This window comes from Sinorhizobium mexicanum, assembly GCF_013488225.1.
GTDB classification, from domain to species: Bacteria; Pseudomonadota; Alphaproteobacteria; order Rhizobiales; family Rhizobiaceae; genus Sinorhizobium; species Sinorhizobium mexicanum.
In genome coordinates this window covers 730,937-752,541 of record NZ_CP041238.1, presented here as the reverse complement: position 1 = coordinate 752,541, position 21,605 = coordinate 730,937, and the positions used below count along the sequence as shown (strand labels likewise).

Annotated in this window: 24 protein-coding genes and 1 tRNA gene; 8 read left to right on the top strand and 17 right to left on the bottom strand. The window is 61.5% G+C overall.

The window, feature by feature from the left end; translation table 11 throughout:
* Nucleotides 1-498 precede the first annotated feature (498 nt).
* From FKV68_RS03490 to FKV68_RS03460, 7 genes are all read right to left on the bottom strand, one after another.
* The gene (locus FKV68_RS03490) at nt 499-1,893 is read right to left on the bottom strand and encodes an FGGY-family carbohydrate kinase (RefSeq protein ID WP_180941394.1); all 1,395 of its coding nucleotides are present in this window, start codon (nt 1,891-1,893) and stop codon (nt 499-501) included.
* Nucleotides 1,890-2,204: an L-rhamnose mutarotase gene (gene rhaM, locus FKV68_RS03485; protein WP_180940153.1), complete on the bottom strand. Its 315-nt coding sequence runs from the start codon at nt 2,202-2,204 to the stop codon at nt 1,890-1,892. Before rhaM ends, FKV68_RS03490 begins: the two co-directional genes overlap by 4 nt.
* A 10-nt stretch (nt 2,205-2,214) precedes the next feature.
* The gene (locus tag FKV68_RS03480) at nt 2,215-3,219 is read right to left on the bottom strand and encodes an ABC transporter permease (protein WP_180940152.1); all 1,005 of its coding nucleotides are present in this window, start codon (nt 3,217-3,219) and stop codon (nt 2,215-2,217) included.
* Nucleotides 3,219-4,199 carry an ABC transporter permease gene (locus tag FKV68_RS03475; protein ID WP_180940151.1) on the bottom strand — a complete coding sequence of 327 codons (981 nt, stop codon included), beginning with the start codon at nt 4,197-4,199 and terminating at the stop codon, nt 3,219-3,221. The genes FKV68_RS03480 and FKV68_RS03475 overlap by 1 nt, the downstream gene beginning before the upstream one ends.
* Entirely contained in the window at nt 4,196-5,707 is a 1,512-nt protein-coding gene (locus FKV68_RS03470) for a sugar ABC transporter ATP-binding protein (protein WP_180940150.1), read from the bottom strand. The genes FKV68_RS03475 and FKV68_RS03470 overlap by 4 nt, the downstream gene beginning before the upstream one ends.
* A 253-nt stretch (nt 5,708-5,960) precedes the next feature.
* Nucleotides 5,961-6,950: a rhamnose ABC transporter substrate-binding protein gene (gene rhaS / locus FKV68_RS03465; protein ID WP_180940149.1), complete on the bottom strand. Its 990-nt coding sequence runs from the start codon at nt 6,948-6,950 to the stop codon at nt 5,961-5,963.
* Between the two features lie 123 nt (nt 6,951-7,073).
* On the bottom strand, nt 7,074-7,886 hold the full coding sequence (locus FKV68_RS03460) for a DeoR/GlpR family DNA-binding transcription regulator (RefSeq protein ID WP_180940148.1): 813 nt from the start codon (nt 7,884-7,886) through the stop codon (nt 7,074-7,076).
* Between the two features lie 201 nt (nt 7,887-8,087).
* Between FKV68_RS03460 and FKV68_RS03455 the strand changes: the two genes are divergently transcribed.
* The 7 genes from FKV68_RS03455 (at nt 8,088) to FKV68_RS03425 (ending at nt 15,025) form a co-directional block, all read left to right on the top strand.
* Nucleotides 8,088-10,187 carry a bifunctional rhamnulose-1-phosphate aldolase/short-chain dehydrogenase gene (locus FKV68_RS03455; RefSeq protein WP_180940147.1) on the top strand — a complete coding sequence of 700 codons (2,100 nt, stop codon included), beginning with the start codon at nt 8,088-8,090 and terminating at the stop codon, nt 10,185-10,187.
* Nucleotides 10,188-10,200: 13 nt separating this feature from the next.
* Nucleotides 10,201-11,493, top strand: a complete 1,293-nt coding sequence (gene rhaI, locus FKV68_RS03450; protein ID WP_180940146.1) for an L-rhamnose catabolism isomerase — start codon at nt 10,201-10,203, stop codon at nt 11,491-11,493.
* 268 nt (nt 11,494-11,761) lie between these two features.
* Nucleotides 11,762-12,016, top strand: a complete 255-nt coding sequence (locus FKV68_RS03445) for a GlsB/YeaQ/YmgE family stress response membrane protein (RefSeq protein WP_153438481.1) — start codon at nt 11,762-11,764, stop codon at nt 12,014-12,016.
* A gap of 172 nt (nt 12,017-12,188) precedes the next feature.
* Entirely contained in the window at nt 12,189-12,377 is a 189-nt protein-coding gene (locus FKV68_RS03440) for a hypothetical protein (protein ID WP_180940145.1), read from the top strand.
* Between the two features lie 96 nt (nt 12,378-12,473).
* Complete coding sequence (locus FKV68_RS03435) at nt 12,474-12,935, top strand: YbaK/EbsC family protein (RefSeq protein WP_180940144.1); 462 nt, start codon at nt 12,474-12,476, stop codon at nt 12,933-12,935.
* Between the two features lie 140 nt (nt 12,936-13,075).
* On the top strand, nt 13,076-13,465 hold the full coding sequence (locus FKV68_RS03430) for a DUF930 domain-containing protein (protein WP_180940143.1): 390 nt from the start codon (nt 13,076-13,078) through the stop codon (nt 13,463-13,465).
* 516 nt (nt 13,466-13,981) lie between these two features.
* Nucleotides 13,982-15,025 carry a GlxA family transcriptional regulator gene (locus FKV68_RS03425; RefSeq protein ID WP_245181700.1) on the top strand — a complete coding sequence of 348 codons (1,044 nt, stop codon included), beginning with the start codon at nt 13,982-13,984 and terminating at the stop codon, nt 15,023-15,025.
* Between the two features lie 36 nt (nt 15,026-15,061).
* Here FKV68_RS03425 and FKV68_RS03420 read toward each other — a convergent pair whose 3' ends face one another.
* Nucleotides 15,062-15,322 carry a hypothetical protein gene (locus FKV68_RS03420; protein ID WP_180940142.1) on the bottom strand — a complete coding sequence of 87 codons (261 nt, stop codon included), beginning with the start codon at nt 15,320-15,322 and terminating at the stop codon, nt 15,062-15,064.
* Between the two features lie 92 nt (nt 15,323-15,414).
* Nucleotides 15,415-15,603, bottom strand: a complete 189-nt coding sequence (locus FKV68_RS33605) for a hypothetical protein (protein ID WP_342454820.1) — start codon at nt 15,601-15,603, stop codon at nt 15,415-15,417.
* A 218-nt stretch (nt 15,604-15,821) separates the two neighbouring features.
* Between FKV68_RS33605 and FKV68_RS03415 the strand changes: the two genes are divergently transcribed.
* The gene (locus FKV68_RS03415; RefSeq protein WP_180940141.1) at nt 15,822-16,979 is read left to right on the top strand and encodes a ceramide glucosyltransferase; all 1,158 of its coding nucleotides are present in this window, start codon (nt 15,822-15,824) and stop codon (nt 16,977-16,979) included.
* Nucleotides 16,980-17,129: 150 nt separating this feature from the next.
* On the opposite strand, the gene FKV68_RS03410 is transcribed toward FKV68_RS03415, so the two are convergent.
* The 8 genes from FKV68_RS03410 to FKV68_RS03375 all read right to left on the bottom strand — a co-directional run bounded on the left by FKV68_RS03410 (nt 17,130) and on the right by FKV68_RS03375 (nt 21,533).
* Nucleotides 17,130-17,205 (bottom strand) — tRNA-Phe (locus FKV68_RS03410).
* A gap of 296 nt (nt 17,206-17,501) precedes the next feature.
* The gene (yacG, locus tag FKV68_RS03405; protein WP_180940140.1) at nt 17,502-17,711 is read right to left on the bottom strand and encodes a DNA gyrase inhibitor YacG; all 210 of its coding nucleotides are present in this window, start codon (nt 17,709-17,711) and stop codon (nt 17,502-17,504) included.
* 6 nt (nt 17,712-17,717) lie between these two features.
* Complete coding sequence (locus tag FKV68_RS03400; RefSeq protein WP_153438502.1) at nt 17,718-18,338, bottom strand: Maf-like protein; 621 nt, start codon at nt 18,336-18,338, stop codon at nt 17,718-17,720.
* Nucleotides 18,339-18,387: 49 nt separating this feature from the next.
* Entirely contained in the window at nt 18,388-18,606 is a 219-nt protein-coding gene (gene infA / locus FKV68_RS03395) for a translation initiation factor IF-1 (RefSeq protein ID WP_004435948.1), read from the bottom strand.
* A gap of 191 nt (nt 18,607-18,797) precedes the next feature.
* Nucleotides 18,798-19,268, bottom strand: a complete 471-nt coding sequence (locus FKV68_RS03390; RefSeq protein ID WP_180940139.1) for an arsenate-mycothiol transferase ArsC — start codon at nt 19,266-19,268, stop codon at nt 18,798-18,800.
* 10 nt (nt 19,269-19,278) lie between these two features.
* Nucleotides 19,279-19,755: a UPF0262 family protein gene (locus tag FKV68_RS03385; RefSeq protein ID WP_180940138.1), complete on the bottom strand. Its 477-nt coding sequence runs from the start codon at nt 19,753-19,755 to the stop codon at nt 19,279-19,281.
* Entirely contained in the window at nt 19,752-21,056 is a 1,305-nt protein-coding gene (hisD, locus tag FKV68_RS03380; protein WP_180940137.1) for a histidinol dehydrogenase, read from the bottom strand. Before hisD ends, FKV68_RS03385 begins: the two co-directional genes overlap by 4 nt.
* Before the next feature lie 36 nt (nt 21,057-21,092).
* Nucleotides 21,093-21,533 carry a DUF2948 family protein gene (locus FKV68_RS03375; RefSeq protein WP_180940136.1) on the bottom strand — a complete coding sequence of 147 codons (441 nt, stop codon included), beginning with the start codon at nt 21,531-21,533 and terminating at the stop codon, nt 21,093-21,095.
* Nucleotides 21,534-21,605 lie beyond the last annotated feature (72 nt).

The following is a 21,605-nucleotide window of genomic DNA, read 5'->3' as shown; positions in this document are numbered from 1 at the left end:
TGCCTTGAGGAGTAGCTGAGACTTTCCTATTCCGACGTGTGCGACCATGTTTATGGTTAATTCGTTGCTTGAAAGTTAACGATTCCTGGCCCCTAATTGGAATGGCTAAAATTCACAGGACTTCCGGCTCGTTCGATTTTGCACTGCAGCGAAACTGCACTATTCGATGCGAACAACAACAGGTTTTCAATCACAAGAGTTTATAGTTGTGCTTCTACTTGCGATCTCGTATCGAAAGCGACAGTGAAAAAGGCGCAGACCGCCTGCAGTAACCTTCACACGGGCTGGGCGACATCATGACGGTGCGCCGACGGGAAATGAACAATGATTGTTCTTGGAATAGGCGCCGCCATCACTGCAATTCTGACAATGGCAGCAATTTCGATCGTCATCAATCTGGAACATAATCGGTCGCTAAACCGGAACGCGGTTTTCTGATTGATTTACGCAACGCGAATGCTCTACTTCGCGTATACATTACATTACATCGGGTAGACTTTAGGCGTCGACTGCGTGCTCTACGTGCGCCGCAGTGAGTGCGCGCCATTCCTCGGCGTATCTCGCATAATCATCCGAGACGCTACCCTTGAAACGTTCTGCCCCCGTGTGGACGCGAACGCCGGTCACGAGGCAGGCCGCACCAAGGCTGGTTCCGGTGGCGCTGTGGCTGTCGGCAAGGACCTGTCTCCCGGTGGCCGCGGCAAGCATCCGCAAATAGGCGGCGTTGGCGGCAAAAGGCCCTTCGACGACGATCTCGCCCCTTGCTCCGATGAGATCAAGGCATGTCGCCGTCATCAGTGCAAGATGAAAGGAAGCGACGGCAAGCCGCTCGGCCGGAGCAAGCGCCCTTTCGTCGACCGTCCAGCGCGCGCTGGTCGAAGGGAAAGGGCCGGAGCCGACCGGCACCGACGGCAGCAGCATGTGGCCCGCAGCCAGAACCTTGCTTTCCGCCTCCAGCGAACCGGCGGGCGGGTTCTCGCCCATAAGCGTCGAGAAGGCGCGGCCGCCCATGAACCGGGCCGAGGGCACCGGATCGCCGAGCGCGTTGACGTTGATCAGCGTGTCGCGTTTCTCGTCGAGTTCCACCCGGTCGCCGCCGACCGACAGGATGACAACCCAGGTCCCGGTCGAAACGACCGAGAAGGGTGCATTGCGCGTCAGCAGATGCGGTAGCAACGAGGCATTGGAGTCGTGAATCCCGCAATAGACCGGCAGATTTCGCGGCAAGCCCGTTTCATCCGCCAAATGTTGCAGCAGCCCGCCAAGCACGTCGCTCGCCTTGCGCACGGGTGCGAAGAGTTTGCGCCAGCCGAGTGCGTCGACCATCGAAGAAAAACCTGCGGCCTTCGGATTCCAGAGGTCGGTGTGGCAGCCGAGCGAAGTCAATTCGTTCGCTCTGACGCCTGTCAGCCGGTAGGACCAGTACTGCGCATAGGTCAGGATCGTCGCGACCTTCGCGAAGTGCTCCGGGAACATACGCTCCTGCCAGAAGAGCTGTGCGCCGACATTCAGGCCCATCGGCAGGCGCGCCGAACCGGTCTCGAAGAACAGGGGGCGAACCCGGTCGTAGTCCGCCGCGAGCGCGTCCGGCCCTGCGAACTCGTAATCGAGAACGGGCAGCGCAAGGTCGCCGGCATCGTCGAGCAGGACTGCGGTGGCCCCGTGGGTGGTAACCGATATGGCGTCCACCCTGTGCTCGCGATGAAGTGCGGCGAGGCTGTCGAGAATGAAGCGCCAAAGACGCTCGATATCGAAGTGTGGGTAAAGGCCGCTATTGACCACGCCGTTGCCCGTCTTGCGCACGGCAATTTCCTCGAACCGCGCGAGATCGACCAGCGCGACCTTGGCGTTCGTCTTGCCTATGTCGATGACAGCGACCGTCTTCATCGTCAGCTCAGATGGAAAACGGTCTTCAACGGCACCGCCACCGGCTCGTTGTCGGCGCGGGTCTCCATGATGTCCGCCATATAAGCCCACCATTTCTGCATTACCGGATGCGAAGGAAGCTCCGCCATCCCGTGCGTATCGGTCCGCCAGAGCACGCCGAAAAGCAGGTTGCTCTCTTCGTCGAGGTGGATCGAATAGTCGGAAATTCCCGCTTCCTTGAGCAGGACAACCAGTTCGGGCCAGATCGCATCATGGCGTGCCTTGTATTCGTCGGCCATTCCTGGATTGAGCCGCATGCGGAAGGCGTATTTTTCCATGGGAGACACCTCAATGCGCAAGACGACGGCGGGCGCGCTGCCAAAGGATCGGCAGCGCAATGACCGAGATCAGCAGCAGGCCGATGAAAATCGACATGACGATGCCGGGCACATTCAAGAGGCCGAAGCCGAATGTCACCATGCCCATGATCAGCGCCGCCAGCACGACACCGGGAATGGTGCCCGAGCCCCCGAGAATGTTGACGCCGCCGAGGACGACCATCGTTACCACCTCCAGCTCCCAGCCGAGTGCGATCGAGGGACGCGTCGAGCCGAGGCGGGAGGTGAGGCAGATCGAGGCGAGGCCCGCCATCAGCCCGGTGAGCAGGAAGAGGATGAACTTCACCCGCGCGACGCGCACGCCCGAAAACAGCGCTGCGGTCTGGTTGTTGCCGATGGCATAGACAGCGCGGCCGAAATTCGTCTTGTGCAGGAGCACGCCATAAACAACGGCGAGCAGCACGAAGAGCGTGAACTCGAACGAGAAGACCCACCAGACATAGCCCTGCCCGAACCAGGCGAAGCTTTCGGGATAACCGGTAAAGGCCTGGTCGCCGAGGACGATGAAGGAGAGCCCGCGAAACAGGCTCATCGTGCCGATCGTCACCACGATCGACGGCAAGCCCAGGCCGGTGATCAGCAGCCCATTGACCATGCCGCAGATGAGCCCGACGCCAAGTCCGATCGCGACGAGCGCCGGTGTGTCCACGCCCAATTGCACGGCATAGCCCATGGCGGTCGAAGCCAGCGCGATGATCGAGGCGACCGACAGATCGATCTCGCCGGAGATGATGACGAGCGCCATGGCAAAGGCGATCATCGCCTTCTCGGTGAAATTGAAAGTGGCGTCGGAGAGGTTCCAGGGATCGAGGAAATAGGGCGATGCCAGCGAATTGCCGAGAAAGATCGCAATCGCGACGACAAGCAGCAGGCTTTCCCAGCTCTTCAGGATGCGCGCACCGCGGCTCTGCAGCCGGTCCGGAATGTGGCGGGGAGAAAGGTGAGCGTCCGTCATCAGACCGCCTCCGCTTTTCTAAGAATGACCCGGCCCTTGCGCTTTTCGGCACGGGCGTTGACGGCGACCGCGATGATGATGACCGTTCCGGAAATCGCCATTTGCGCGAAGGGCGAGATGTTGATGACCGGCAAGGCGTTCTTGATCACGCCGAGGAACAGCGCGCCGAGCACCGCGCCTGCCACCGAGCCGATGCCCCCGGCAATCGAAATGCCGCCGATGACGCAGGCCGCGATGATATCGAGTTCGAAGCCCGCGGCGATGTCGACATAGGCGACCGCATAGCGCGACACCCACAGATAACCGGAGAGGCCGGCGAGCGTGCCCGAGAGGCAATAGGCGAAGAAGCGCGTGCGGCCGACATCGATACCCGTATAGACGGCAGCATGCGGATTGCCGCCGACGGCATAGAACGCGCGCCCGAGCGGCGTGCGGCCCATCACCAGGAACATCAGCGCAATCATCAGAAGCGAGAGCCAGGAGAGCACCGGCATCCCGGCGATCTCAAGACGCGGCAGGCCCTTGAAGGCATCACTCATCTCGTGCGCGTTGATCCACTTGCCATCCGTCAGGAGGAAGATCAGGCCGCGATAGATCGTCAGCGTTCCAAGAGTGACGACGATCGGCGGGATGCCGAGTTTCCAGACGAGCGTTCCGTTGACCATGCCGAGCAGGCCGCCGAGCGCCATCGCGACAAGAATGACCAGGGGAATCGGCAGTCCGGGAAAGGCGGTGTTCAACATCGCCGCGACCATGCCGCTCAACGCAAGGTTGGCGGCCATCGACAGATCGATACAGCGGGTGAGGATCACCGCCATCTGCCCGAGCGCCAGAATGATCAGAATAGAGGTGTCGTTGTAGACGCGGGCAAAGCTTGCCGGAGTTACGAACGCGGGGAAGCGCAGTGCAATCAGGCCGACCAGCGCGACGATGGCGACGACGAGCAGGATTTCGCGATTCTTCAGAAGCTTCGCCATCATGCGGCCCTACCGTTCGATTGCGTTTCGATGCCGGCAGCCGCGCGCACCAACTTTTCGGCGGTCAGTTCGGCTCGCTCGAAGCGCCCGGCGATCCGCCCCTCACGCATGACGATGACGCGATCCGACATGCCCATGATCTCGGGAATTTCCGAAGACACCATGATGACGCTCAGGCCCGCGGCGGCAAGTTCGCTCATGAAGGCATGGACGGCGGCCTTGGAGCCGATATCGATGCCCTTGGTCGGCTCGTCGAGGATGATGACCTTCGGCCGGGTCGCGAGCCACTTGGCGATCACGACCTTCTGCTGATTGCCGCCGGAAAGTGTGCCGACGTCCTGGTCGAGAGAGGCGGCACGGAGGTCGAGCCGGGAAGTGTATTCACGTGCGAGCGCGAATTCGTTGGCGAGCTTCAAGAAGCCTGAGCGCGACGTGTGCGACAGGGAGGGCAGCGTGACATTCTGGAAGATCGGCATGCCGATGATCGCGCCCTGCCGGCCGCGTTCCTCCGGCACGTAGACGATGCCGGCGCGGATCGCCTCGGCGGGGCTTCGGATCACCAGCACCTGCCCGTCCAGCTTGACCGCGCCGGCCGACGGCCGGGTGATGCCGATCAGCGACTGCATGAATTCCGAGCGGCCAGCGCCGACGAGACCGTAGAAGCCGAGGATTTCGCCGCGCCTCAGCTCAAAATTGATGTCCTCGAATTCGGTCGGGTGGCGATAGCCGGAGACGGTGAGCACCGGCTCGCCGATCGCGACCTCCTTCTTCGGATAGACGGAGCCGACGGCGCGACCAACCATCATGCGGACGAGATCGTCCTGGCTCACGTCGGCGATCAGGCCCTCGCCGACCATCGTCCCGTCGCGGAAGACCGTGTAGCGGTCGGCGATCCGGAAGATCTCGTCGAACTTGTGGCTGATGAAGAGGATCGCCTTGCCATCGGCCTTCAGCCGCTCGATCAGGGCATAGAGTTCATGGATTTCCTTGTGCGACAGGGCCGCCGTCGGCTCGTCCATGATGACGACGCGCGCATCGACCGACAGCGCCCGGGCGATCGCCACCAGATGTTTCCGGGCGATGCCGAGATCGCGGAGCTGGATCGTCGGGTCGAAATCGGCCCCTGCACGATGCAGCAGGGCCGTCGCATCGGCATTGAGCTTCTTCCAGTCGATGAAGCCGAAGCGATTGCGCGGCGCATGGCCGAGGAAGATGTTTTCGGCAACGGAGAGTTCGTCGAAAAGCACCGTCTCCTGATGGATCGCGGTGACGCCGGCACGGGCCGCAGCAAGGGCGGTCGGAAACGTCGCTTCCTCATCGGCCACACGGATGACGCCGGCATCCGGCTGATAGATGCCCGTGAGGATCTTGACGAGGGTCGACTTGCCCGCGCCGTTTTCGCCGACGAGCGCCGTCACCGATCCGGGATAGAGCGCGAGTGAAACATCGGAGAGAGCGCGCACGCCGGGAAAGGACTTCGATATGCCCTCGAGTGCGACAGCGGGCTTCATCCGCGATGTGGTTGTGTCCTGCAACAAGAGAGGGTCCACCAGTTCAGTCGTTTCAATTGGGCCGCGGTCGTTCGTTCAAGCGCCTTCGCCGTGACGCCTCGGCAGTGAGGTTGCCCCTCACCCTAACCTCTCCCCGCTGGCGGGGAGAGGCGACACCTCAACGTTCGTGAGGCGGCGCCGCTTGTTCCCTTCTCCCCGTCTCACGGGGAGAAGGTGGCCGACAGGCCGGATGAGGGGCAATATCCTCCGCGGATCAGAAGATCTTCGCGAACTCTTCGACGTTCGAGGCATCATAGACGAACGGATCGGCCATGGCGCCTTCATTGTTGTCGTCGAGCTTGACTGTTCCCATGCGGCCCATCTTCAGTTCCGCGCCGGGTTTGGCTTCGGCGCCGTTGACGAGGCCATAGGCGATCATCGTTGCCGAGTAGCCAAGGTCGATCGGGTTCCAGATCGCGAAGGACTTCGATGCGCCGGACTTCACGTGGCCCGCCATTTCGGAAGGCAGACCAAGGCCGGTGACGTTGATCTGGCCGATCTTGCCGGCGTCCGTAACCGCCTGCGCGGCCGCGACGATGCCGACGGAGGTCGGCGCGATGATCGCCTTCAGGTTCGGATAGGACTGAATAAGGCCTTGGGTCTCACGGTAGGACTTGTCGGCAAGGTCGTCACCATAGACTGTAGCCACGACGTTGATGCCCTTGTAGTTGCCCTGGACCTTCTTCATTTCCGCGATCCAGGTGTTCTGGTTGGTCGCCGTCGCCGAGGCCGAGAGCACCGCGACGTCGCCGCCTTCGGGCAGGTTGTCGGCGGCAAGCTTGATGATCATGTTGCCGATGAGCGGGCTCGAGGACGGATTAAGGTGCATCAGCCGGCCTTCCTTGGCGACACCCGAATCCCACGAAATGACCTTGATGCCGCGATCCATCGCCTTCTTCAGAGCCGGCACCAACGCATCGGTGTCGTTGGCGGAAACGGCGATCGCATCGACCTTCTGAGCGATCAGCGAGTTGATCACCTCGATCTGGCCCTCGGCGGTCGTCGACGTCGGTCCGGTATAGATGACCTCGACGTCACCGAGCTCCTTGGCGGCTTCCTGCGCACCCTTGTTGGCAGCCTCGAAGAAGCCGATGCCGAGCGCCTTGACGACGAGCGCGATCTTCTTGTTTTCCGCATGCGCGGCATTGGCCATGAGTGCCATCGCGACTGCAGCCGTGATCATCAATGATTTCATAATCTTCATGACTTTCTCCTCCCTTTGAGCCGCGCGCATTCGGTATAAATGCATCGGTCCGGCCCCCTATCTGCGGCCGACCCGGACATGCCCGGGCGCCGCAACGTCCCACTCCCCTCTCCTCCGCCCGCGTCAGGCGGACGATGAAGCACTTTCCGCGTCAACGGCGGGCTTCGCCTTGGCGATGACCAGATTGACGCCGGCGCCTTCGAGCATTGCGGCATGCCTGTCCTCGATGCCCGAATCCGTGATCACAGTGGCGATACGCTTGAGCCCGCAAAGTATGAGGCTCGAGCGCCTGTGAAATTTCGAGGAATCGACCAGCACGACCAATTCGTCGGCCTGATCGATCAGTTTTTGTTCGGCCTGGATCAGAAGCGGATCCGCCTCCATCAACCCGAGGGGCCCGAGCCCCTGTGCCCCCATGAACATGCGGCGCGCATAGAAATTGCGCGTCACGTCGTTGTCGAAGGGGCTCAATATGATGTTCTGCTCACGGTAGATCGTGCCTCCCGAAAGCATCACGGTGTTCTTCGAGTGCTTCAGCAGGTGCTCGGCGATCGGGAAGGAATTGGTGAAGACCTGCATCCGGCGGTTTGCGAGAAAGTGCACCATCTGGAAGGTCGTGGTGCCGCCGTTGATGATTATCGGTTCGCCGTCGGCGCACAGCGCCACCGCCTCCTTTGCGATCGCCTGCTTCTCGCGGGCATGCAGGCCCTCGTTGACGCTGAAGGGCCGGCCGGCGAGACCGACGAATTGTGGCGGATTGATCGCCTCGGCGCCGCCGCGGACCCGGCGCAGGCGTTTTTGCACGTGAAGAGCGGCGATATCGCGCCGGATCGTCGCCTCCGAACTGTCGGTGAGCTCGACGAGTTCGGGCACCGTCACGACCGGTTTCTCCTGAACCGCAGACAGGATGACCCTATGTCTTTCTTTCTCGTGCATTCGCTCCTCCGAATGCCCCGCATGCTTCCATCAGTCCCGAGCATTGTCAATCAGTATCAATCATGTTTTTTCATTGTGCAGCGCAATATGAACGGATTTGATCGTTTTTGATTGACATTCGCGCACCGACCGTGTGATCTGATGCCAATCATGTCGCCGCGGTCCTACTGCCGCCGGATAGCTTACCGGGAGGAATTCAACATGCTCGACAAGCAACAAGGCGCACGCCTGGCCAACCTCTGGGACGAGGGCAAGGCGGCAGGAATGACCGAGCCGGAGAAGCTTCTCTACCGATCGAACCTTCTCGGATCGGACAAGCGCATCACCAATTACGGTGGCGGCAATACCTCGGCCAAGGTTCAGGAAAAGGACCCGCTGACGGGCGAGATGGCGGAGGTTCTCTGGGTCAAGGGGTCGGGCGGTGACGTCGGCACCATCAAGCTCGACGGCTTCGCCACCCTGTACATGGACAAGCTCAATGCCCTGAAGGGGATCTACCGGGGCGTCAAATTCGAAGACGAGATGGTCGGCTACCTGCCGCATTGCACCTTCAACCTCAATCCGCGCGCGGCCTCGATCGACACGCCGCTGCATGCCTATGTGCCGAAGGCGCATGTCGACCATATGCATCCGGATGCGATCATCGCGATCGCCGCTTCCAGCAACAGCAAGGAACTGACGCAGAAAATCTTCGGCGAAGAGATCGGCTGGCTGCCCTGGAAGCGGCCGGGCTATGAGCTCGGCCTGTGGCTCGAAAAGTTCTGCCTCGAAAACCCGAAGGCACGCGGTGTGGTCCTGGAAAGCCACGGCCTCTTCACCTGGGGCGATACGGCCAAGGAAGCCTATGAGACGACGATCGAAATCATCAACCGCGCGATTGCCTGGTTCGAGGAAGAAACCACGGCACCGGCCTTCGGCGGGTCGGTGAAGCCGACGCTGGATAGCGCCGAACGCGCCGCGATCGCCAAGCGACTGATGCCCGTCATCCGCGGGCTGATCAGCGCGGACGAGAAAAAGGTCGGGCACTTCGACGACAGCCAGGCCGTACTCGATTTCGTGGCATCCAAAAATCTCGAGCCGCTGGCGGCACTTGGTACAAGCTGCCCTGACCATTTCCTGCGGACGAAGATCCGCCCGCTCGTCGTCGAATTCGATCCGGCCAATCCCGATATTGACAAGACGCTCGCCGGGCTTTCCGAGGCGATTGCCGCCTATCGCGCCGACTATGCCGCCTACTACGAGCGCTGCAAGCGCCCCGACAGCCCGGCGATGCGCGACCCGAACGCCGTCGTCTATCTTGTCCCCGGCGTCGGCATGATCACCTTTGCCAAGGACAAGGCGACGGCGCGGATCTCCGGCGAATTCTACATCAACGCAATAAATGTCATGCGCGGCGCCTCCGGCGTGTCGACCTATGTGGGCCTGCCAGAGCAGGAAGCCTTCGACATCGAATACTGGCTCCTGGAGGAAGCCAAGCTGCAGCGCATGCCGAAGCCGAAGAGTCTCGCCGGCCGCATCGCGCTGGTCACCGGCGGCGCCGGCGGCATCGGCAAGGCGACGGCCAACCGGCTGATGCAGGAAGGCGCCTGCGTCGTTCTCGCCGATATCGACGAAACGGCGCTCGAGGCCGCGCAGACCGAGCTTGCCGGACGATACGGCAAGGATTTCGTCCGCTCCGTCAACATGAACGTGACCAGCGAGGCGGCGGTCGAATCAGGCTTCGGCGATGCGCTCCTCGCCTTTGGCGGTCTCGACATTCTCGTCTCCAATGCCGGGCTCGCCTCGTCGGCGGCGATCGAGGATACGACGCTGGCGCTCTGGAATAAGAACATCGACATTCTCACGACCGGCTATTTCCTCGTCTCGCGTGAGGCCTTCCGCATCTTCCGCAACCAGAAGGCCGGCGGCAATGTCGTGTTCGTCGCCTCGAAGAACGGCCTTGCCGCCTCCCCGGGCGCGTCCGCCTATTGCACGGCGAAAGCGGCGGAGATCCATCTTGCCCGCTGCCTCGCGCTCGAAGGGGCGTCAGCGCAGATCCGCGTCAATGTCGTCAATCCGGACGCGGTGCTACGCGGTTCCAAGATCTGGACCGGCGAATGGAAGGAGCAGCGCGCAGCCGCCTACAAGATGGACGTCGACGACCTGGAGGCGCACTATCGCGAGCGTTCGATGCTGAAGCTCAGCGTCTTCCCGGAAGATATTGCCGAAGCCATCTACTTCCTCGCTTCCGATATGTCGGCAAAATCGACCGGCAACATCGTCAATGTCGACGCGGGCAATGCCCAGTCGTTCACGCGCTGATCCGGAGGCTGCCATGACCGAGATGATCAGCAAGGCCGTTGTCGAGGCCGAGAATGCAGGCCGCCGGGACGCGCTCAGCCGAGACTACGACAGCCTCGGCGAAAGGCTTGCCCGTCGCGGCATCGAGATCGATGCGATCAAGAAAAAGGTCGGCTCCTATGGCGTTGCCGTTCCCTCCTGGGGGGTCGGCACGGGCGGCACGCGTTTTGCCCGCTTCTCCGGCCTGGGCGAACCGCGCAACATCTTCGACAAGCTCGAAGACTGCGGCGTCATCCATCAGTTGACGCGGGCGACGCCGACCGTTTCGCTGCATATCCCGTGGGACAAGGTTTCCGATCTCCAGGCGTTGAAGGAGAAGGGCGGCGCGCTCGGCTTGGGCTTCGATGCGATGAATTCCAACACCTTCTCGGACGCGCCCGGGCAGGCCCACTCGTACAAGTTCGGGTCGCTCTCCCATAGCGATGCGGCGACGCGGCGCCAGGCTGTCGAGCACAATCTCGAATGCATCGAGATCGGCAAGGCGCTGGGGTCGAGGGCCCTGACAGTGTGGATCGGCGACGGCTCCAACTTTCCGGGGCAGAGCAATTTCACCAAGTCGTTTGAGCGCTATCTCGATGCGATGAAGGCAATCTATGCCGCACTTCCGGACGACTGGCGCGTCTTCACCGAACACAAGATGTACGAGCCCGCCTTCTATTCGACCGTCGTGCAGGACTGGGGAACGAACTACCTGATCGCGCAGGAACTGGGCCCCAAGGCCTTCTGCCTCGTCGACCTTGGCCATCACGCACCGAACGTCAACATCGAGATGATCGTCGCGCGGCTGATCCAGTTCAGGAAGCTCGGTGGCTTCCATTTCAACGACTCCAAATACGGCGACGACGATCTCGATACCGGATCGATCGATCCCTATCGGCTGTTCCTGGTGTTCAACGAACTGGTAGACGCCGAGGTGCGCGGTGCGGAAGGTTTCAATCCCGCGCATATGCTCGACCAGAGTCACAACGTGACGGATCCCATCGAGAGCCTGATGACCAGCGCGATGGAAGTCTGCCGCGCATATGCCCAGGCCCTTCTCGTCGATCGCAAGGCGCTCAACGGCTATCAGCAGGGCAACGATGCGCTGATGGCGTCGGAAACGCTGAAAGCCGCTTTCCGAACGGACGTCGAACCGATCCTGGCGATGGCGCGCCTCGACCGGGACGGCGCGATCGCGCCGGTCGCGACCTACCGCGCGAGCGGCTACCGCGCCAAGGTGGCGGGCGAGCGGCCCGCCGTCGCCGGCGGTGGCGGCGGCATCGTCTGAGCAGTCAACTGCATGTCCCCTTAAATTGGGACCGTTTCAGCGGAACATGCAGCAACTCAAAGTCCTACAGCGACGTTCGTGCGTCTGAAAGGCGCACGGCGCTGGCGGCCAAGGGCGGTCACTTCTGGCTCCACATCGGGGACCGCCCGGAGGCGTGGTAGCGGCAGCCGGAAATCGGTGCAAAATCGCCGCACGATAAAATTGCCCTCTATCTGATTTTAAATCCTGATCTATCCTTTCCTATGGATCCAACGGGTAGGAGCGATTCATGGGTATTGAAAGCATCCTGGTATTCCTGATCGTCGGCGCTGTTGCCGGCTGGCTTGCCGGTCTGATCGTCAGCGGCTTCGGTTTCGGTCTGATCGGCAACATCGTCGTCGGCATCGTCGGCGCTTTCATCGCCGGCTACCTCTTTCCGGCAATCGGCATAAGCCTCGGAACTGGCATCCTTTCCGCGATCATTCACTCGACGATCGGCGCGATCATCCTCCTGGTGCTGATCCGCATCGTCAAACAAGCGTAAGTCTGTCGAGGAACATTGCGATCCGCGCGAAAGTGCGGACCGCCTCTTGCAAGAGCTACGGCATGTTTCCTTAAATCGGAGCGGATTTGAGGATAAAATATGCAGCGATTCAAAGTGCTACAGCGACCTTGCGCGTCCGATGGGACGAGCGGCGCCGTAAGCGGAGGCAACCATGAGCGAACTCTACGCCGCAAATATCGAGACGGCCCTCAAAACCTTCATCACCGATCATCGGGGCACGCTGACGCGCGAACAGGCGATTTCGACAATCCTCGAGAACTGGTTCGCAAGCCACGGCTATCTCCCGCCGCAACAGGAAGGCCGGCGCCCTGAAGATCTTGACGCGTCGAACGACGATTGAAACACTGACGCCGCCTGCAGCGACCGCGATCCCGGCTTGCCGCTACATATTCGTATTCTTTCCCGACAACCCTGTTTTCCGCATAGATCGCCCCCGATGAGCCTTGCTTCCGTCAAACAGTTCTTCTCCGAACACGCTCCCGACATCGATGTCATCGAACTTGCACAAAGCACCGCCACCGTGGAACTCGCAGCCAAAGGGCACGGTGTCGAGCCGGCGCAAATTGCCAAGACGTTGGCGCTCAAAGTCGGAGACGACGTCATCCTGATCGTCACGCGTGGTGACGCCCGGCTCGACAACAAGAAGTACAAGGCCCGCTTCGGCACGAAGGCCCGCATGCTCGGCTTCGACGAGGTAGAGGCGGAAACGGGCCATCCGGTCGGCGGGGTCTGCCCTTTCGGTCTCGCCAAGCCGCACAGCGTCTATTGCGACGAGTCCTTGAAGGCCTACGACGTCGTCGTTCCCGCAGCTGGCGCGACCAACGCCGCCGTCCACATCAGCCCGGCGCGCATCGCGGAATTGACCGGAGCGGAATGGGTCGATGTTTCGGCAACGTGATGTTTTCTGCCTTGGAATAGCCATAGAGCTTAATTGAAAACCTCGGACGCCGAGCGGAGAGCGATTCGCCCGGTCCCCCGCATACCCTTGCGCTTCGACTTGAATAAATGAGCCGCATTTTTCGGAGGAGAACACCGAGAATGAAAGCACTTGCCTGCGCGTTCGCCCTCGGCCTGTCGATGACAGATCCGGCAGCCGCGATGGATCAATCTCTGGTGCGACAGTTCGAAAAGCTCGACCCGCAAACGCGCCTGGAGCAGCGGTGCGATACCGAGGCGATGGAACGGATCAGCGCGGACAAGACGTCGTACAGCCCGGACAAGGTCATCGCCTACACCTTCGCCGATCCAATCTTCAAAGGTGACAAGATGAAGGCGCCGGGCGCAGTCTTTCGAAGTGGGGGCGAATGGTACAAGCTCGCCTTCAAGTGCCGCACCAATGCGGAACATCTCGACGTGCTGTCGTTTGAATACAAGATCGGGGAACTCGTGCCGCGGGAACGCTGGGACCAGCTCTTTCTTTACCCCTGACAATCGCACCTGAAACAAGACCGCGAACCGGTCCTGCTGCCCACACGGCTAGAGCGTTCTGCTTCCACGTGGATTGAAAGCAGAAAAGACCTCCAGGTTCAAAATCCTAGAGCACGACGATAAGGAACATCAGCGAGCCGAGCGAAAGCGCGGCCATGATGCTCATGAGCACTTTCATCATGTGTTCCGTCATTTCGTACATCCCAGCCTCATTCCCCGATGAACGAACCTAACAACCAGACCGGCGAGACGATGCGTCCGATGAGCCGAGCCGGCGCACCTGCCGGACAATGACAATTTTCTGACAAATCAGTTAATAAATCATCATATACATGGGGATTAGCCCGCTTAGGGTGCAGATCGGCACAGACGACAACATCTCGGGAACAGCCCACCTTGCCTCGGCCGGCTGCGGGGCACGAGCGGCCTACCTATAGCGTCTTGCGCTTGGTATCATGCGTTCCTCATGGGCCGCGCACGGACGCTTGCCGCCCAGCAGGAATGGATTGCACCGCATTGGAAACGACTCTGATAGGAAAAAAGGCGGCCGCGAACAGGCATCTCGCCGCGCACGGGGTGCTGCGCGTCGGCTTCATTCTCGCGCGGAGCTTCACGCTCAGCGCCTTTTCCCTGTTTGCCGACGCCTTGAGGCTTGGCAGCGATGTCGAGGACAAGTCGGGCCGGGTGAACTGCGATTGGGAGGTGCTCGGCAGCACGAGGAACTTCGTCATGTCCAGCTGCGGCATACAGGTGGCGCCTACGGCCTCGCTTCGCCCACCGACCGAGTTCAGCTACATCGCCGTCGTTGGCGGGCGGCTCAACGTCGAAGAACCGATCGACCGTGAAACGATCAACTATCTCCATCGGGCGGCACGAGAGGGCGTGCCGATCATCGGTGTCTGCACGGGAAGCTTCATTCTGGCCGAAGCGGGAGTGCTGGACGGACGTGCCGCCTGCGTCAGCTGGCTGCATCACAATGAATTTCGATCGCGCTTCCCCGCAATCGAGGTGACGTCAAAGCGCATCTTTGTCGAGGATGGCAATGTGATCACCTGCGCCGGCGGCAGCAGCGTCGCCGACCTCGCCACCTACCTGATCCGCAAGCATGTCGGCGAGGAAGCCGAGCGCAACGCGCTCGAAATCATGCAGATCACACGCCGCAGAGACGCCACCGAAATGCAGACGCGCAATCCGCTCGGCACAGTCATCGTGCAGGACAAGCGGATCAGTCTCGCGCTCATGGTGATGGAGCAGCATCTTGAGGACATCATCGGCATCGATGACGTGGCGAACGCACTTGGCATATCGCGCAGGCAACTCGAACGCCTGTTCCAGAATGAACTCGGCGCCACCCCGGTTTCGGTCTATCTGAAACTTCGCCTCGACGCGGCGATGCGGCTCGTTGCATCAACCGAGAAGCCATTGATCGACATTGCGCTAGAAACCGGCTTCGAGAACGTCTCTCACTTCATCCGGAAGTTCAGGGAGGCGTTTTCGCTAACCCCCGGTGCAGCGCGCAAGCAACTTGCGGCAGCACGGCGCCCGGCTTCCAGCCGCTGATTGCTTGACCGCTTTTGAAGGACATTTCGGACGGCTCTAGCCGAAGAGCAACAAGGCCGCACCGATTGCCATGAGGGCCAATCCGGGCCAATTCCGCCCGAAGCCGAGAAAGCCCAAGCCCTGCTGTTCCGGCTCGAGCGTCGGTCCGGTTCCGTCCCGGCCAGGTCCGTCCCGCCCACGTCCGTCGTGCGAAGGCGGCGTCGACGGGTTGCTCAACTGTCGACGGCCGAGCGCCTCCCACGCCATGAAGAGCATGCCGCAGACAAAGAGAAACACGCCAGCCAGAACTGTCCACACGCGCGCCTCCTCCAGCGTTCGTCGTTACGCGAAAGCACCGCGCGCCTCGTCAGAGACGCAACCTCGCTCCCATGCGCCTCAGACTTTACCGGTCAGCGGATACGACTTTGAGGCCGAACGATGTTCATCTGCAGTTCATGGCTCGATGCATATCTGCCGAGCACTTTGATTAGGCGCTTTTCCTCGGCTTTATGTATGCCCGTCCGCCTGCAATATTCCTCCACGTCCCAAACATGCTTGGCCCGAGACTGGTCGAGCGTTCTGATATCAGCATGTGTCATCCTTCGCCTCCCGGATATCGTCGAAAGAACGCCGGTAGCGGGGTTTGGTTCCACGGCGCGGAAACTTGCCCGACGGATCGCTGTCCGAAAGCCAAGCCGCAAGGCAACCGCCCCCTGGGTCCCAGGCATCGGCTGTCATAGGCATGTCATCTAACGGTGATGTTTATCCGCTGCCTGAGTCCGTCGGAATGGCGCCGCGACTCGTCGCTGGATAGATGATGCTGAACTTGTTCGCCGCCGCCGGTGCATTCCTGGCCGTCAATGTGCTGACCCTGATGATCGCGGGCCGGCGCATCTGGCCGCGTCTGGCCCCTCAGCCCGGGACGCAGCATCGACCTCCTGTCTCTGTCGTGATCCCGCTTTGCGGCGTCGAGGAATTTTCCCGGGAAACGCTCAATAGCGCGTTTCGCCTGGATTGGCCCGACTACGAGGTCATCTTCTGCATCGCCGACGCGGAGGACGCGGTGATCCCATTGGTCGAGGAAGCACGTGAGCGCCACCCGGCCATTCCCGCAACAATTCTTGTTGGTGACGACCTGATCAGCGCCAATCCCAAGCTCAATAACTGCGTGAAAGGCTGGAAAGCGGCCTCGCATGAATGGGTGGTTCTCGCCGACTCGAATGTTCTCATGCCGGCCGACTACCTCATTCGCCTGATGGCTGCGTGGAGGCTGGATACCGGGCTTGTATGCTCGACCCCGCTTGGCTCACGTCCGCATGGGTTTTGGGCGGAGGTTGAATGTGCTTTCCTCAACGCCCACCAGGCGCGCTGGCAATACGCCGGCGAAGCGCTTGGATTCGGGTTTGCGCAGGGCAAGAGCATGCTCTGGCGCAAAGGCATGCTGGATGCCAACGGCGGCATTCAGGCGCTGGCCTCGCAGATCGCCGAGGATGCGGCAGCAACGAAACTTGTGAGAAGCCTCGGCTTGAAAGTGCGCCTGGTTTCCTCGCCGTTCGAACAGCCACTGGGTACCAGGACGTTTCGCGAGGTCTGGGCGCGGCAGTGCCGTTGGGCGAGGTTGCGACGCGTCACCTTTCCTCAGTTCTTCTCGCCGGAAATCCTGCTCGGCGTGATGCCGCCACTTCTGCTGGCGCTGATCGCCGCTTTCGTTGCAGGTCGCAGCCTATTGGCCATCACCGGCTTTATCGTCGGTGCCAGCTACTTGCCGGAACTCGCCCTCGCCTACCGGAAGAACTGGCATATTTCCCGATGGTCGCTCATCGCGATGTTCACGCGCGATCTCTTGCTCCCGATAATATGGGTTCGAGGCTGGCTGGCGGGCAGCGCCGATTGGCGCGGCAACAGAATGTCGATCGGCTCGCATGAGTCCCGGATCAAAACGACCGCGCCGCGCCCGCTCGCGAGCACCTCGTAATAGCGCTCGCCGTCTCAGCCAATTCCTCAGATGCTACCTCATGCCGGCGCGACGAAGGCGACGCTGGCGATCGAGCTGCTTGGCAAGAAGTGCCGGGCGACCGCACGAGAGCAAGTCGCGAACCAAGGTCCAACCGTTTGAGGATAGTAATGGTGCCCGGAGGCGGATTTGAACCACCGACACGCGGATTTTCAATCCGCTGCTCTACCAACTGAGCTATCCGGGCATCTGCCTTTGACGGCAACGGCTCTCTTCAGAGCCATCGGAGCGGTCTCGTTCGCCCCGGAAGCGAGCGGGGTTATAACATCTTGTTCGGCCGTGTCCAGCACCAAATGACTCTTTTTTGAAAGGAATTTAGTGCGCGGTGGAAAAGGCGAAAAAGTCAAGGCTATTCAGCAGGATCGCGCCGGGATGGCAACGATTTCGGGCGTCCCGGGCCGAAATCGACGGCGGCCGGCCACTGCACGGGAACAGGGGAGATGCGGCGGAGAACGAAGCCCCAGCGGGACTCCTCGAGAGGCGTCAACGATCCTCGTCGTCCGCCTTCGACTCGTCGTCGGCTACCGGAATGGCATAAGATCCGGAGAGCCAGCGATTGAGGTCGACGTTGCGGCAGCGCGCGGAACAGAATGGATAATGCTCGCGCGCGGACGGGCGGCCACATTCCGGGCAGGGCCGCGTCGCGCGCAGGGGTTCGACATTCGAACCGCTCTTCTTGCTTTCGCTGCTCAATTTTCTTCAGCCTTCCAGCCAACGATTGTGCACGTCATATCCTTCACCGATGAGAAGATTGACGGTTTCGTAGAGCGGCAAGCCTACCACATTGGTGTAGGAACCGACGAGCTTGACGACAAAACTCCCGGCAATGCCCTGGATGGCATAGCCACCCGCCTTGCCGCGCCACTGGCCCGAGGCCAGGTAGCTTTCGATGTCGTGGCCGGAAAGGCGCTTGAACCGCACCTTGGTGTCGATGACCTTCTGACGGATGGTGCGGTCCGGGGTGACGAGGCAAATGCCGGTGTAGACGCGATGGCTACGGCCGGACAGAAGGTGCAACGCGCTCGACGCCTCGCTCACCAGTTCCGGCTTCGGCAGAATACGGCGGCCGACGCAGACGACGGTATCGGCTGCGAGAATGTAGCTGCCGTCCCAGCCCGGCTCTCCCTTGATCGCGGCCAGCGCCGCTTTCGCCTTCTCGGCCGACAGGCGCCGTGCCAGAGAGCGGGGATGCTCCGCACGCTTGGGAGTCTCGTCGAGATCCATCGGCAGCAGGCGCGCAGGTTCGATGCCCGCCTGCGCCAGAAGCTCCACACGACGCGGCGACCCGGACGCCAGTATCAGTTTTTGGTTCACTGCCATCGAAGCGAGCCGTTGTTTCCCGGTTGGTAAGCGCTGCCGTCGCCGGGACCTACTTGAAGCGGTAGGTGATGCGGCCCTTCGTCAGATCGTAGGGGGTCATCTCGACGAGCACCTTGTCGCCGGCGAGAACGCGGATGCGATTCTTGCGCATACGGCCGGCCGTATGAGCGATAATCTCATGCTCGTTTTCAAGCTTCACGCGGAAGGTCGCGTTGGGAAGCAATTCGGTGACCACGCCCGGAAATTCGAGGACTTCTTCTTTCGCCATGCAGGATTGTTCTTTCTCGTGTTCATTCCGGGATGCGCCACGCATCCCAGAAAAAGTTGCCGGAAACTACACAATCGGGGAGGATTTGTGAACCGCTTTGATCCGGCTTTTTCAGCAATTGTACGCCATGCCTGCTCGATCGATATCAATGCCGTTTGCCCTTGCACGGAACGGCACTGCTTTTTTGAGGATCAGGCCTCCTTGCGGCGCGCGTGCTCGACAGCCAACCGGCTGCGGATCAGCGTCGCCAAATGATCGCGGACGGAGCGATAGGCCGCGACGATCTGCTCCCGCGTCCCCGTCGCAACCGTCGGATCCGGTGTCGGCCAATAGACGACATCGACGGCCATGGACCGGGTCAATTCAAGCGCCACGTGATGAGCCTCCGGCGCGAGCGTCACGATGATGTCGAAGTAATCGTCCTCGAGCTCATCGAGCGTACGCGGCTGATGGCGGTCGATCGTCAGCCCGATCTCGGCGAGAACCACATCGACGAAGGGATCCCGCTCGCCATGCCGCACGCCGGCGGATGCGACGTAAGTCCCCTTCGGCAGGGTTGCCTTGGCGAGCGCTTCGGCCATCGGCGAGCGGATCGCATTCATGCCGCACATGAAGAGAACCGAACGGGGCGTCTTCAATTGCGGTAAGGCGGTACCGGTCATATCGCCCCCGTCAACCACGCCAATAGAGCACACAGACCAGCGTGAAGAGCCGCCGCGCTGTGTCGAAGTCCAGCCTGATCTTGCCGGACAGGCGATCCATCAGCGTCTGCGAGCCCTCGTTGTGAATACCGCGGCGGCCCATGTCGATCGCCTCGATCTGGCTCGGCGTCGCCGATCGGATCGCGGCGTAATAGCTTTCGCAGATCATGAAATAATCCTTCACGATCCGCCGGAAGGGCGTCAGCGAAAGGATGTGCGTGGCGACATCCTCTCCGCTATCCGTCGAAATCGCGAAGACGAGCTTCGAGTCAACCAGCGACAGGTTCAGCCGATAGGGGCCACCGGGGTGCCCCACGGGCTCGAAGAGATTTTCCTCGAGCAGGTCGAAGATCGCAACCGCGCGTTCGTGCTCCACATCCGGGGTCGAGCGGCCGATCGTTTCGTCCAGCACGACATCGCAGAGGCGCAGATTGCGATCGGCCTTCATCCCTCGTCCCCGAGATTGAGGCGAATGGCGACGGAGCGGGCATGGGCCTCAAGGCCTTCGGACCGTGCGAGCGCGATGGCGGCGGGACCGAGCGCGCGCAGCTGATCCGCACCGAGACGCAGGATCGAGGTCCGCTTCATGTAATCGAGCACGCCGAGGCCGGACGAGAAGCGTGCCGAGCGCGCCGTGGGCAGCACATGGTTGGAGCCGCCGACATAGTCGCCGATAACCTCCGGCGTGTGGCGGCCAATGAAGATGGCACCGGCATTGCGGATCTTCGGAACCATCGCATCCGCATCCGCCATCGCCAGTTCCAGGTGCTCGGCGGCGATGCGGTTGGCGAGCGGCACCGCCTTTTCGAGATCCGGAACATGGATGATGGCGCCGAAATCGCGCCAGCTTGCGGCTGCCGTTTCGGCACGCGGCAACGTTTTCAACTGCCGTTCGACCGCTGCTTCCACCGCGTCCCCGAAGGCTGCATCATCGGTGATGAGGATCGCCTGCGCGCCGGCGTCATGCTCGGCCTGCGCCAGAAGGTCGGCGGCGATCCAGTCGGCATCGTTTCCGCCGTCTGCGATCACCAGCACCTCCGACGGACCGGCGATCATGTCGATGCCGACGGTTCCGAAAACCTGTCGCTTGGCGGCCGCGACGTAGGCGTTGCCCGGGCCGACGATCTTGGCCACCGGCGCGATCGTCGCGGTGCCATAGGCGAGTGCGGCGACCGCCTGGGCGCCGCCGACGCGGTAGATTTCCTCGACACCGGCGAGACGCGCCGCCGCAAGAACTGCGGGGTTGATCGCGCCGCCGCTTGCGGGCACGACCATGACGATACGCGGAACGCCGGCAACCTTGGCAGGCAGCGCATTCATGAGAACCGAACTCGGATAACTTGCCGTGCCGCCCGGCACGTAGAGCCCGACCGCGTCGATCGCAGTCCAGCGCGAGCCGAGCCCGACGCCCATCGCGTCTTCGTAGATATCGTCCTTCGGCAACTGCCGGCGGTGATGCGCCTCGATCCGGGTTGCAGCAACCTTCAAGGCGCCGAGAACTTCGGGCGCGACCGCGTCGATCGCCGCATCGATCTCGGCCGCGCTGACAGCCATCGCGGTCTTGGCGAAGTCAATGCCGTCAAAGCGAGCCGAATAGTCGGCCAACGCCGCATCGCCGCGCACGCGTACATCGTCGATGATGGCGCGCACGGCGGCATTGACGTCTTCCGAAACTTCCCGCTTGGTTGTCAAAAACGCGGCAAATGCCTGTTCGAAGCCGCTGTCGAGATAGTTCAGCCTGATTGCCAATGCGAGATTTCCTTCTGGTGATGACCGGTCCGCTGCTCAGGCGCCTTCGGGATGCCGGGGTCTGAAGGCGGTTTCCCACGCCCCGCCCGTATCGGCAAGCTGTACCTCGATACATTCTACATCGAGCATGATCGATGCCTCGCCGGCGAGCACCAGTTCGACCGTACCTTCCGGTCCTTCGTCCTTGACCGAGAAGCGCAGAGCCAGGAGGTCGAGAACCGCGTCCGCGTCCCCACGGTCGAAACCGAGCGAACGTACGGCGACCACACGCTTGAACGAAAGCACGGCCCGACGCCGCTCGAAACCGCGGCGCTTGCCTTCGGCATTTTCCCAGACGAACCGGTTGACGACCACGGAAAGCTGACCACGGCGGGCGTCATAGGAAATGCCCGCCACCTTGAAGACTGCGTCCTGCACATGCGCGGAAACGACGCCAAGGTCTTCCTCGTCGAGTGCCAGCAGCTTCAGAGCATCCATGCGATCCATCCCGTTATCAGGCGCCCGTATTTTTGCGCCGCAATAGCAATGGACATAAGGCGTCGCGCCCGA